The 12,186-nt window shown below is 72.7% G+C and carries 12 protein-coding genes; 6 read left to right on the top strand and 6 right to left on the bottom strand.

All coding sequences use genetic code 11. The annotated features are described in order from the left end of the window. Window positions 1-29: 29 nt before the first annotated feature. Together ACFYMM_RS04460 and ACFYMM_RS04455 are read right to left on the bottom strand one after the other, a co-directional pair. Complete coding sequence (locus ACFYMM_RS04460) at window positions 30-680, bottom strand: 1,4-alpha-glucan branching protein (protein WP_388383722.1); 651 nt, start codon at window positions 678-680, stop codon at window positions 30-32. Between the two features lie 18 nt (window positions 681-698). After that, a complete protein-coding gene (locus ACFYMM_RS04455) occupies window positions 699-1,352 on the bottom strand; it encodes a GntR family transcriptional regulator (protein ID WP_388383720.1) in 654 nt (217 codons plus the stop codon). A gap of 150 nt (window positions 1,353-1,502) precedes the next feature. Here ACFYMM_RS04455 and ACFYMM_RS04450 point away from each other — a divergent pair, with 150 nt between their 5' ends. From ACFYMM_RS04450 to ACFYMM_RS04435, 4 genes are all read left to right on the top strand, one after another. Further along, window positions 1,503-2,984: an NCS1 family nucleobase:cation symporter-1 gene (locus tag ACFYMM_RS04450; RefSeq protein ID WP_388383718.1), complete on the top strand. Its 1,482-nt coding sequence runs from the start codon at window positions 1,503-1,505 to the stop codon at window positions 2,982-2,984. A gap of 5 nt (window positions 2,985-2,989) precedes the next feature. After that, window positions 2,990-3,712 (top strand): aspartate/glutamate racemase family protein, encoded by a 723-nt coding sequence (locus ACFYMM_RS04445; protein WP_388383716.1) that lies wholly within the window; start codon window positions 2,990-2,992, stop codon window positions 3,710-3,712. Window positions 3,713-3,943: 231 nt separating this feature from the next. Beyond that, window positions 3,944-5,833 carry an FUSC family protein gene (locus tag ACFYMM_RS04440; protein WP_388383714.1) on the top strand — a complete coding sequence of 630 codons (1,890 nt, stop codon included), beginning with the start codon at window positions 3,944-3,946 and terminating at the stop codon, window positions 5,831-5,833. Window positions 5,834-5,954: 121 nt separating this feature from the next. After that, a complete protein-coding gene (locus ACFYMM_RS04435; RefSeq protein ID WP_388383712.1) occupies window positions 5,955-6,131 on the top strand; it encodes a hypothetical protein in 177 nt (58 codons plus the stop codon). A gap of 6 nt (window positions 6,132-6,137) precedes the next feature. Here the strand turns inward: ACFYMM_RS04435 and ACFYMM_RS04430 are convergent, their stop codons facing one another. The 3 genes from ACFYMM_RS04430 to ACFYMM_RS04420 all read right to left on the bottom strand — a co-directional run bounded on the left by ACFYMM_RS04430 (window position 6,138) and on the right by ACFYMM_RS04420 (window position 9,319). Beyond that, entirely contained in the window at window positions 6,138-8,000 is a 1,863-nt protein-coding gene (locus ACFYMM_RS04430; RefSeq protein WP_388384494.1) for an ABC transporter ATP-binding protein, read from the bottom strand. Window positions 8,001-8,216: 216 nt separating this feature from the next. After that, on the bottom strand, window positions 8,217-8,645 hold the full coding sequence (locus ACFYMM_RS04425) for a hypothetical protein (RefSeq protein WP_388383710.1): 429 nt from the start codon (window positions 8,643-8,645) through the stop codon (window positions 8,217-8,219). Further along, window positions 8,642-9,319: an ATP-binding protein gene (locus ACFYMM_RS04420; protein WP_388383708.1), complete on the bottom strand. Its 678-nt coding sequence runs from the start codon at window positions 9,317-9,319 to the stop codon at window positions 8,642-8,644. Before ACFYMM_RS04420 ends, ACFYMM_RS04425 begins: the two co-directional genes overlap by 4 nt. Window positions 9,320-9,559: 240 nt before the next feature. Here ACFYMM_RS04420 and ACFYMM_RS04415 point away from each other — a divergent pair, with 240 nt between their 5' ends. Then, the gene (locus ACFYMM_RS04415; protein ID WP_388383706.1) at window positions 9,560-10,420 is read left to right on the top strand and encodes a helix-turn-helix domain-containing protein; all 861 of its coding nucleotides are present in this window, start codon (window positions 9,560-9,562) and stop codon (window positions 10,418-10,420) included. After that, window positions 10,421-10,675 (top strand): DUF397 domain-containing protein, encoded by a 255-nt coding sequence (locus ACFYMM_RS04410; RefSeq protein WP_132854465.1) that lies wholly within the window; start codon window positions 10,421-10,423, stop codon window positions 10,673-10,675. A gap of 49 nt (window positions 10,676-10,724) precedes the next feature. On the opposite strand, the gene ACFYMM_RS04405 is transcribed toward ACFYMM_RS04410, so the two are convergent. Further along, window positions 10,725-12,149 (bottom strand): PLP-dependent aminotransferase family protein, encoded by a 1,425-nt coding sequence (locus ACFYMM_RS04405; RefSeq protein ID WP_388383704.1) that lies wholly within the window; start codon window positions 12,147-12,149, stop codon window positions 10,725-10,727. Window positions 12,150-12,186 lie beyond the last annotated feature (37 nt).

Genomic DNA, 12,186 nt, shown 5'->3' with positions numbered 1-12,186 from the left:
CGAGCCGCCCGCGCCGCGTCAGCCGGTCCTCAGCTCCGGGTGCCGGTGCGCAGGACGGCGAACAGCGCTCGGGTGCGGGTTCCGTCCGGCAGGTCCCAGGCGCCGCCGATGTGACCGGACGCCCCCACGGGGGGTTCCTCCACACCGGGCCGCAGCACCCGGTGCAGGCGCAGGGACGTGCCGTCGGACGCGGTCAGCTCCGTTCCGTCCTGGTCGTCGGTGGCCGTGAAGTCCACGGGGAGGGGATCCCCGCCGGCGTAGGAGCGGGCGGTCTCCCGGTCCGGGGTGTCGCTGACGCTCTGGGCCTGGGCCTCGGTCCGCCCCTCGATCAGCGCCGCCAACCGGGCGAGCAGTACCGGGTCGTGGGTGCCGTCGTAGGCCCAGCGGCGCCCCAGTACGCCGTGCTCCATCGTGCCGATCAGGGCGTGCTCCGCGCCGTCGAGGGGCGCGCCCCGGTAGGTGAGGGGCACCAGATAGGAGGCCGCTTGGGCGCCGGAGGTGTCCGTGGCCACCATGAACTCGATGCCGACCTCGCCGAGGGGGTCGTCCAGCCGGAAGCCTCCGGCCTTGGCCAGCTCCGGTTCGCCCGTGCCGCCGCGGTACCACGGGCGTGACGGCAGCCAGAGGGTGAGCAATTCCAGCTTGGTCGGCTTCAGGGTGGTGTTGTGGATGACGGACATGCGTGATGCCTCTTCCGTTCAGTGGACGTCGGAGCCGAACAGGTGTCGTATGGTCGATCGGTAGTTGGCCTGTACGTGACTGAGGGCGTGGGCGCGGGCGCGGTCCGGGTCGCCGGAGGCGATCGCCTCGTACAGGTCCCGGTGTTCGGTGAGGAGTTGGGGCCACTCCTCGTTCTGCCGGGTGAGCCAGCGCAGCCGGCCGTCGACCGGTTCCATGACCGAGGTCAGCAGGCTGTTGCCCGCCAGGGCCAGGATCCGGTCGTGGAAGCGGGTGTTGGCGTCGGCGATCGTCTCCGCGTCCCCCGCCTTCGTCGCCGTGGCCGCCCGGTCCAGCAGCTCCCGCAGGTCCGCCAGCGCCCGAGGTGTGGCCCGGGAGGCGGCGAGCCCCGCCGCGTAGACCTCCAAGGCCTCGCGCACCTCGAAGAGTTCCTTGACGTCGTTCGGGGTGAGCCGTCGTACGACCGTACGGCGGGCGGACTCGAAGTGGACGAAGCCCTCGGCGACCAGGGCGCGGATCGCCTCCCGGACCGGCACCCGCGAGACCCCGAAGCGCTCCGCCAGTTCCCGTTCGACCAGCCGGTCGCCGGGCCCGAGGCGGCCCGCGATGATGTCCTGCCGCAGCGTGGCGAGGACGCGTTCGCGTACGGCGCCGAGCGGTTCGATCTTCACCATGGGGCCATCCTCGCCGATGCGAGAGGGCTTTTACGGAGCCGTAACAGGAAGGACATCGGTCCGAACGCTTGACGGCGGCACCATGACCGCAGTTTGGTATACCAAACGCGGCGTTCTCGTCCCCCCGGCCCTGTCGCTCATGGAGGCCACGTGTCCCTCGCCGATCACGCCGAAGCCACCGGCGCCCCAGCGTTCGTCCCCGACCCCCGCCTCACCAACGAAGACCTCGCCCCCGCCGGGCAGCGGAACTGGAAGGTCTTCGACCTCTTCGCCATGTGGATGTCCGACGTCCACAACCTCGGCAACTACACCTTCGCCGCCGGCCTGCTGGTCCTCGGCATGAACGTGTGGCAGGTCTTCACCTCCCTGCTCGTCGGCTTCGTCCTCATCTACATCGGCATGAACTGGATGGGGAGGATCGGCCAGCGCCACGGCGTCCCCTTCCCCGTGGTCAGCCGCATGAGTTTCGGCGTCTGGGGTGCCAACATCCCCGCCCTCATCCGGGCCGTGATCGCCATCATGTGGTACGGCATCCAGACCTATCTGGCCTCCGTCGCCGTCAACGTGATGCTGCTGGCCGCCTGGCCGGGCCTCAAGTCCCTGACCCACCACTCCTTCCTCGGCCTGGACGCCCTCGGCTGGATCTCCTTCCTCTCCCTCTGGCTCATCCAGGCGCTGATCATCAGCCAGGGCATGGAGTCGGTGCGCAAGTTCCAGGACTTCTGCGGTCCGGCGATCTGGCTGGTGATGATCGCCCTGGCGATCTGGGTGCTGGCCAAGGCCCACTGGACGATCTCGCTCACCTCCACCCCGCACCCGGTCTCGACCGGCGAGCAGTGGCGGCAGTGGTTCGGGGCCATCGGGCTGATCCTCGCCACCTACGGCACCCTGATGCTCAACTTCTGCGACTTCTCCCGCTTCGCCCCCGACTACCGGACGGTCCGGCGCGGCAACTTCTGGGGCCTGCCCATCAACTCCACCGCCTTCGTCGTCGTCTCCGTCATCGTCACGGCCGGCTCGCTGAAGGCGTTCGGCCAGGCCATCACCGACCCGGCGGAACTGGTGGCCAGGGTCGGCAACACCTGGGTGATGGTCATCGGCGCGCTGACCTTCGCGGTCGCCACCATGGGCGTCAACATCGTCGCCAACTTCGTCTCACCGGCGTACGACCTGGCCAACGTCTGGCCGCAGAAGATCACTTTCAAGGTCGGCGGACTGATCAGCACCGTGGCGGCGCTGGTGGTGACCCCCTGGAACCTCTTCTCCAACCCCACGGTGGTCAACTACTTCCTCGGCGGCCTCGGCGCCTTCCTGGGCCCGCTGTTCGGCGTGATCATGGTCGACTACTACTGGGTCAAGCGGGGCCGCGTCGACGTCGACGAACTCTTCGACGCCACTCCCGGCTCCCGCTACCACTACCGCAAGGGCGTCAACCCCAAGGCACTGTGCGCGTTCCTGCCCTCGGCGGCGGTCGCCGCCGTGCTGGCGCTGGTCAAGACCTTCAGCGACGTGGCGCCGTACTCCTGGTTCATCGGAACGGCGCTGGCCGCCGGACTCTACGCGGCACTGTGCCGCGCCGAGCGCACCGCCGCTCCCGCCGCCGCGCCCGCGCCCGCCACCGAGGAGGTCTGACGCACGTGCGGATCGTCGTCACCAACTGCAACACCACGCAGGAGATGACCGAAGAGATCGTACGAGGTGCCCGGGCCGCCGCAGGCCCGGGCACCACCGTGACCGGGCTGACCCCCGGGTGGGGCCCCGAGTCCGCCGAGGGCTGGCTCGACAGCTACCTCTCGGCGGCGGCCGTCATCGACGCGCTGCGCACCTACGAGGGGCCGGCCTACGACGCCGTCGTGATGGCCGGCTTCGGCGAGCACGGCCGGGAAGGCGTACGGGAGCTGGTGGACGTCCCCGTCGTCGACATCACCGAGGCCGCGGCCCACCTCGCCTGCCTGCTCGGACGGCGGTACGGCGTCGTCACCACGCTGGAGCGCTCCCGCGGCCAGATCGAGGACAGTCTGGAGACCGCCGGAGTCGCCCGGAACTGCGTCGCCGTGGTCGGCACCGGCCTGGGCGTCCTCGACCTCGCCGGCGACGGCGCCCGCACCCCGACCGCCTTCCTGGCGGCGGCCGAACGGGCCTTGGAGGCCGGGGCCGAGGTGCTGGTCCTGGGCTGCGCCGGGATGACGGGGCTGCAGCGGGCGGTGGCGGAGAAGCTGGGCGTTCCGGTGGTCGACGGGGTCGGCGCGGCGGTGAAGCTGGCGGAGTCGCTGGTGTCGCTGGGCCTGACGACAAGCCGGGCGGGAAGCTACGCCGAGCCGCTGCCCAAGCGGAGGACATGGGGCCGGCCGCCAGGGTGACCGGGCGGTCTGCGTGGGGGCGGGTGCGCACAAGACGACCGCCGTCGCACACGCCGCCCGGCGCCGGATTGCGTTCATAAAGAACGCGGCTTCCGGGCCACTCTTCACACCCCGGCAACACGAATGCCCGGTTCGCCCCGGGACCACGATCTACCGTGGAACACACCGCTGCCCATGACTCGGCCACCGTCGCCCGAAGGCACACCCCGCCCTCGTCCGGACAGGAGCCCCGTGCCCCGCGCCCTTCCCGCACCACCCCCATGGCTCGCCCACGCCCTGCGTGCCCAGCGCGGGCCCGTGCCCTGGAGCGCGGTCACCCGGGGCGCGCTCGCCGCCGGGCCGCTGCTGCTCGCCGCCGTGCTCAGCGGCCGTACCTCCCTCGGCGTGGTCGCCGCCATCGCCGCCATGCTCGCCGGGATCAACGACCGGCCCGGCAGCCGGCGCGTCTCCGTCAAGCGGCTCGGGGCACCCGCGCTGGCCGGCGCGGCCGGGCTGCTCGTCGGGACGTACGCGGGGGAGAGCCTGGGAGCCGTCCCCCTGACCGTCCTGCTGACCGGGCTCGGGCTGATCGCCGGCGGCATGAGCGCCGTCGGCCCGGTCGCCTCCTCCTCCGGTACGCACCTGCTCGTCGGCGCCGCGGTCGGCGCCGGCATGGGCCTGCCCGAGGCGGGCTGGCAACGGGCCCTCGCCTTCCTCGCCGGCGCCGGATGGCTGCTCACGCTGCGGCTGGCGCTGCCCACGCCCGGCTCCCTCACCGGTGACTTCCGGTTCGACGGCGAACGGGACGCCGTCGCCGGGGTGTACGAGGCCGTCGCCGACCTGCTCGACGCCGTCGGCACGGACGCCGCCGCCGACCGGCGCGCCGCGCTCTCCGCCTCCCTCGACCACGCCCAGGACGCGCTCGCCGGACCCCGGCTGCGGCGCCACGCCAGTTCGGCGGCCGAGCGCCGGCTGCACGCCCAGTACGCCGCCGCCCTCCCGCTAGCCGAGGCCGCCACCGCCCTCGCCTGGGCCGGACAGGCCATCGACGAGCGGGCCGCCGAGGGTCCCCGGCGCCTCGCCGCAGCCGTCCGGGACAACAGCGGCACCGGACCGCTGCCCGCACCCCGCCGCTCCGGTCCCGCCCTGCGCGCCCTCGACGACGCCCTGCTGCGTGCCGCCGAGGCCTTCGACCGGGGCGAGGACGAGCCACGGCGGCCGCCCGCCCGGCGCCGGGGCGCCCGTGACCTGGCGCGCGCCGCCTTCGGCAGCGGCGGACGGGAGTACGGGCTGCGCGTCGCCCTGTGCTTCGGTGCCAGCGCCGCCATCGCCCAGGCCCTGCACCACACCCACTGGTACGGGAACCACCAGCACTGGTACTGGCTTCCGGTCACCGCCGTCTTCCTCGTCAAGCCCGACCTCGGGCCACTGGCGTCCAGGGTGCTGTGCCGGGCCGCCGGGACCGTCCTGGGCGCCCTCGTCTTCGCGGGCTTCGCCGCCGTACTGCCCCGGCCCGAGGGGCTGATCGCGCTGGTGGCCGTCGGCGGGGCGCTGATCCCCGTCGCCACCCGGCACTTCGCCGCCCAGACCGCCGTCGTCACCGTCCTCGTGCTCGCCCTCGTCATGGTCGGCGGGGAGCCGCAGGCCTCCGCCGGCCGGATCGGCGAGACGCTGCTGGCCTGCGCGATCGTACTGATCGTCGGGCACCTGCCGATGCCCGGGAAGCGGGGCGGCGGGGTCCGGGCACGGCTCGCGGCGGCGGCCGGCGCCGCGCACGCCTATCTCGGGCACGTCCTGAGCGAGTCCGGCGACCGCACCGAGCGCTGGGCACTGCGCCGCGAGGCCTACCGCACCCTCGCCGAGGCCCGTACCGCCATCGCCGTGTCCGCCGCCGAACTGTCCGCCCTCGCCCGGCACACCGAGGGCACGGACCACATCGCCGCCGTACTCGAACGACTCGCCGACACCACGACCGCCTGCGCCGTCCATCTCGACGACAGCGGGCACCTCACCCCTCGGCACGCCCGGCAACTGGGGGACCTCCTGAAGGAGCTGGAGCGGGGCGAGAAGCGACTCGGGCTGCCCCGTCACCGTCCGACAACCCTTCGTGATGCGGAAAATACCGTTCATGTCGCAAAGTGACCGGACTTTCACGGTCTGCCGTAAGCGCGTGTCAACAATGTCTCAGTCGGGTCACTGAGCGAGGCGTTCGGCCCCTCCACGGCGTTAACTCCTACAAGTACGACGCTTAGGGAGGTGCAGGATGGTGAACGGGCGAACAGTGCTCGAACGCTTTCCGGCCGGCGGACCGAGGGGATCGTGGCCGGCCGAGGAGTTCGCGCACGCGCGGCGCCTCGAAGGGCTGCCCGCCGAGGTCGTCATGGACCTCACGACGGACATGTTCCTGGTGATCGTCCGGGGCGCCGCCGCCACCGAATGAGGCCGCTCAGCCCGCCTTCGGGGCGGGCAGCTTCACCGTGAACTGGTCCGCCTGCAGCGCGTACAGCTCCGCGTAGACCCCGCCGGCGGCGAGGAGTTCCTCGGGGGCGCCCGACTCCACCAGCCGCCCGTGTTCGAGCACGTGCACCAGATCGGCGTGGCGGACCGACGCCAGCCGGTGGGTGATCAGCACGACCGTCTGGCCACTGCCCGCCAGCGCCCGGATCTTCTCGAAGACCTCCAGTTCGGCCCGGGCGTCCAGGGCCGCCGTCGGCTCGTCCACGATCAGGATCTGCCCGCGTCGGTAGGCGGCCCGGGCGATGCCGAGGCGCTGCCACTGGCCGCCGGACAGCTCGTGCCCGCCGCTGAAGTTGCGGGCCAGCAGGGTGTCCAGGCCGTGCGGCAGATCGGCGACCACGTCCCCGGCGCCCGCCCGGGCGACCGACTCGGCCAGCCGCTCCTCGGTCAGCGGCACCGACGAGCGGCCCACGGCGACGTTGACCCGCGCGGTGAACGGCCAGCGCTTGAAGTCCTGCGCCACCATCGCGATGCGCTCGGCCAGTTGGTGGCGGTCGGCACCGGCCGCGTCGACGCCGTCCCACAGGATCCGGCCCCGGTCCGGCTTGTACAGGCCCGCGAGCAGCTTGACCAGGGTGGTCTTGCCCGAGCCGTTCTCGCCGACGAGTGCGATGATCCGGCCGAGCGGCAGGGTGAGGCTGACGTCGTCAAGGGCGGGACGGGTGCTGTCGCCCGGATAGCTGAAGCCCACGTGTTCGAAACGGACCTCCTTCGGGTCCTCGGGCAGAGGTTCCCCGCCGACCGGGATGGCCCGCTCGGCCGCCTCCACGTACAGCCGCTGCAGATCGCCCACGAACAGGGCCTCCTCGTGCAGCTCGTTGATCTCCAGCACCAGGGTGTCCAGGCTCGCCGATCCGGTGCGGATCGCGATCACCGCCGTACCGGCCACCGACAAGGCCATGGCCCCGGACAGCAGCAGCGCGCCCAGGGTGGCGTACGTCGCGACGGTCGCCAGTCCCGTCCAGCCGGCCGCGATGAGCCCGGTACGGGCCGCGAGGCGGGCCAGCCGGGCCTGCTCCGCCTCGGCGGTCTCCGACATGGCCCGGAAGTGGCGCAGCAGGAAGGGGCCCACGCCGTGCACCCGGATCTCCGGAGCCGCCTGGGGCTCGGTGAGCAGCGCGCTGATCAGATGGCCGGCGCGGGCGTGCTGGACCCAGGTGTGGAAGGACTCGTACCGGCGCCGGGCGTTGGTCAGCGCGCCCCACGCGCTGGGCAGGGTCATGGTGACCAGCAGCGGCAGCAGCGCCGGATGCAGCACGGTCAGCACGCTCGCCGCCGCGACCAGCGAGATCACCGCGTTGATCACCCGGGTGCCGTACATGATCATGCGGCGGGCCGACTGGGCGCCGTACTGGGCGGTGTCCAGCAGTTTGTGGAAGGCGTGGTCCTCGATCGCGGCCAGTTCCACGGCCGCCGCCCGCTCCAGGTACAGCTCGGTCGCCACCCGCTCCACCTTGGGTTCCAGACGCCCGGTGGCATACGTCGAGGCGCCCCGCAGCAGGGCCGTGACCAGCATCACCGCGGTCATCGCGACCAGGGCGGGGGTCGCGTCGCGCAGCCGCTGCCCGATCGCGCCGGTGCCGATCAGCCGTCCCAGCACGCTGTTCACGGCGAGCAGGCTCACCGCCTGGGCCAGTCCCCGGCCCGCCTCGGCGGCCAGCACGACCCGCGCGGCCCGGGGGTCGGCCTGCCGGGCCAGCCGGAGGCTGGAGGCGAGCATTCCGGGCAGCTGGACCACCATCGCCCGCAGGCTCAGCTCCAGGAAGGCGTCACGGTGCTGGTTCCAGCCCATGTCGTACCTGAGCGGGCCGCCGAACAGCAGCCGCTCCGACTCCGAGACCTCGGGCTCACTCGCCCCACGCCTCTTTCCCACCGCCGGCCTCCCCCCGTTCGCCCAACGAACGGCCCACTATTGCGGTCCGCGCGGGGCGGGGGCAGGGCGCGCGAGGGGGCGGTGGAGGTGCGCGGGAGTATGCCACGTGAGCGTGGCGCCACCGCGGGGCGGCGGTCAGGCCGACAGCGGGCGCGACCAGTACGGTGTGGTGCCGGTCACCTTGCACAGGGCCAGGTACAGCGGGATCGGCGGGGTGTACGGAATCGTGCCCTCGGGACGGTGGAAGAGGCGGGCGGCCCCGGGGACCAGGGCGCCGGGGGCGTAGCGCGCGGGGGCGGGCCAGGGCAGCGCGTAGTCGGAGTCGGACGGAACGATCCACCACCAGTGCGCCTCGCCGGCGTACAGACATCCCACCCGGGGCAGTCGCGGCACGAGGAGCGGGCCGAGGCGCGCCGGTACGGCTACGGCGTCCCAGCCGAGCGCCGCGGTCATGCCCTCGGGGAGCGGCAGTCTCCCGGCAGGCCCGGTGGAGGGCCGGCGACGCTCCAGACGCACCAGGGTGTCGAGGCCGAGCGGCCGGGTGGAGCCGGTGCCGCCGCTCAAGACCGCTCCCACGTCCGGTTCGGCCTGGGCAGCGGAGCGGGGACCGCGTCGTGCCCGCCCCGGGCCGGCTCCGACCCGCCCGAGCCGTGCGGCGTGCCGTGTGAAGCGCCGTGCGAGTTGCCGTGCGGGGTGCCCGGCTTGGGGCGGGCGCCCCAGCCCAGGTCGTTGCGCACCTGCGCGGTGTCGTGGGCCGCGTCGCTCTGCCGGGGCAGCTCGGCCCAGACCAGCAGACCCGGGCCGTGCTCGTGGGCACCCCAGGCCCGGCACAGGGCGTCGACGAGGAACAACCCCCTCCCCTGTTCCTCGTCCGGCCGCTGTGGGGAGGGGTGGGGCTCGCCGGGTGCGCGGCCCTCGTCGTGCACGGCGATGCGCACCGTGTCGTCGTGGTCGTGCAGCTCGCACACCACCCGACTGCTCACCGTGTGCATGATGGCGTTGGTGACCAGCTCGGACATGACCAGGACGGCGGTGTCGCAGGTGTCCGCGCACACCGACCAGCCGGACAGCCGAGCCCGCGTCAGACGTCTCGCCTGGGCGGCGGAACCCGGATGTGCGGCCAGCTCGAAGCGGAACCGGCGCTCGGCAACGCCCCTGCCAGGGGCGGTTCCCGCGGCGGCACCGAGACCGAGTCGGTCTGCGGCGGCGTCTGTTCCTAAGGGCGCGGACGGAATCACGCTGCCACTATCGCTCCGCCATGAACACTTGGCAAGAGTCACTCTGAAAATTGCAGAGTGCTGTGTGACGCGGTGAAGGGCCGTGGCACACTGCTCACAACAGCACGTTGAGCGGCGCCAGTTGGGATCGTCGGGATCCACGGGATCTTCGAACGGGTCTTCGAATGGCGCCGTAGGTATGTCGGGATTCGTTCGGAAATCGTCCGCGATTCCCTCGCATCAGTCCATGGAGGTGGGAGCGTGAGCGAACCACGGTCCGCGCCGACGGTGGGCCAGGTGGTCCTCGGACGGCGCCTGCTGGACCTGAGGGAACGCGCCGGGCTGAAGCGCGAGGAGGCCGCACGCATCCTCCGCGTCGCCCCCGCCACCGTCCGCCGGATGGAGATGGCCGAGGTCACCCTCAAGATTCCGTACCTCCAACTGCTCCTGAAGGCCTACGGGGTGTGCGACGAGGAGGCCGACGCCTTCGTCCAGCTGGCCGAGGACGCCAACAGGCCCGGCTGGTGGCAGCGGTTCCACGACATCCTGCCCGGCTGGTTCTCGATGTACGTCAGCCTGGAGGGTGCGGCCGGCCTCATCCGTTCCTACGAGCCGCACTTCGTGCCGGGCCTGCTGCAGACCGAGGACTACGCGCGCGGGGTGCTGAAGGCCGGCGCCATCGGCCAGACCAGCCCCGACGAGATCGAGCGCCATGTCGCGTTGCGCATGCAACGCCAGGCCCTGCTCACCCGTGCCGACGCGCCCCGCTTCTGGGCGGTGATGGACGAGACCGTCCTGCGCCGGCCGGTCGGTGGGCCACAGGTGATGCGCGCGCAGCTCGACAGGCTGCTGGAGGCGACGGAGCTGCCCCATGTGACGTTGCAGGTCGCGCCGTTCGCCAACGGGCCGCACCCCGGCACCTACGGCCCCTTCGTGCTGTTCCGATTCGCCATGCCCGAACTGCCGGACATGGTCTACAGCGAGTACCTGACCGGCGCCGTCTACCTGGACGCGCGCACCGAGGTGGCCACCCACCTGGAGGTCATGGACCGCATGGCGGCGCAGGCCGCCACGGCACAACGCACGAAGGAGATCCTCCGGGATCTCCGCAAGGAGCTGTGAATGGATCGCATCAAGCCGCGCAGTCGCGTCTACAACGGCATGCCCGCGCGGGAGTTGGGCAGCGAGGGGTGGCACAAGCCCTGGAGCGGCGGCAACGGCGGCAACTGCCTGGAGGCGATGAAGCTCGCCGACGGCCGGATCGCGGTCCGTCAGTCGACCGACCCGGACGGTCCGGCACTGATCTACACCACGGACGAGATGACCGCGTTCATCGAGGGCGCCAAGGCCGGGGAGGCCGATTTCCTGCTGTCCTGACCAGCCCTGTTGATGGTGACCATGTCCCAGGTGTGTCCTGTCCCGAGGTCTACGGCGGCGGCAGCACCCCGCACAACGCCTCCAGTGCCGCCCCGAACGCGTGCTCGGGGGGTGTCGCGTAACCGACCACCAGGCCGTCGTCGGCGCGCATCCCCGTCTCCGGGTGCCGGAACGCTGCCAGGCCGTCGAGAGCGATGCCCTGCCAGACGGCGGCCTTGACGGCGGTCCGTTCGGTGCCGGGAGGAAGCCGCAGCACCGCGTGCAGCCCGGCGGCGATGCCGCTGACCTGGATGTGCGGCGCGTGCGCGGCGAGCGCCCCGACGAGCCGGTCACGGCGGCGCCGGTACTGCTGCCGCATGCGCCGCACATGACGGTCGTACGATCCCGAGCCCACGAAGTCGGCGAGCGCCAGCTGTTCCGGGACGCTCGCCCACCCCTCGCGCTCGCCCTTGGCCGCCAGCACGGGGGCCACGTACCGCTCCGGCAGCACCATCCAGCCCAGCCGCAGCGCGGGCGACAGGCTCTTGCTGACCGAGCCGACGTACACCACCCGCTCGGGATCGAGGCCCTGAAGGGCGCCGACGGGCTTGCGGTCGTAGCGGAACTCGCCGTCGTAGTCGTCCTCCAGCACCACCGCCCCACGCGCGCGTGCCCAGTCGATGACCGCCGCCCGGCGCTCCGGGCGCAGCGGGCCGCCGGTCGGGAACTGGTGGGCGGGCGTGAGCAGCACGGCCCGTTCCCGCCCCAGTCCGGCCACCAGCGCGCCGTGTTCGTCCAGCGCCAGCGGCACGGTCCGTACGCCGGCCGCCGCGAGCAACTCCCGGTGGAAGCCCAGCCCATACGCCTCCACGGCCAGGGGACCGTCCAGCACACCGCCGCCGCCCTGCCCGAACAGCAGCCGCAGCGCATGCGCGAACCCGGAACAGATCACGATCCGGCCGGGCTCCGTGCGCACGCCACGCGCGCGTGCCAGATACGCGGCGAGTGCCCGGCGCAGTTCGGGCCGGCCGGCGGGATCGCCCGGCCCGAACGCCTCGCTCGGCGCCCCCTGCAGGGCCCTGCGGTACGAGGCCGCCCAGGCCGCCCGCGGGAACGCCGACGCGTCCGGTGTGCCCTGCCTGAGGTCGTGCCGCGGCCCACGCGCGCGTGCGGGTGCCTTTCCGGGCACCCGCACGGCGTCCCGGGCCGGCGGCTCCACGCGCTCCGCGACCCGCGTCCCGGATCCCTGCCGCGCGGTCAGCCAGCCCTCGGCGACCAGTTCCGCGTAGGCGTCCGCCACCGTGTTGCGGGCCACGCCCAGGTCGGCGGCGAGCGAACGGTACGGCGGCAGCCGGGTACCGGGCGCCAGCCGCCCGCCGGCCACCGCCTCCCGCAGCGCCTGGATCAGTGCCGCCCGCCGCCCACCCGAACCCGGCATGTCGAGGTGCAGGTCGGCACCGATCCGCTGCGCGGAATTGACCCATGATTCCGTCATGGAAATGCACCCTACAACCGGTCTTTGAGCCCCGTAG

It is taken from the genome of Streptomyces sp. NPDC006739 (genome assembly GCF_042869815.1).
Classification (GTDB): domain Bacteria; phylum Actinomycetota; class Actinomycetes; order Streptomycetales; family Streptomycetaceae; genus Streptomyces.
The sequence above is the reverse complement of the archived record's forward strand: the minus strand, read 5'-3'. Positions and strand labels throughout refer to the sequence as shown.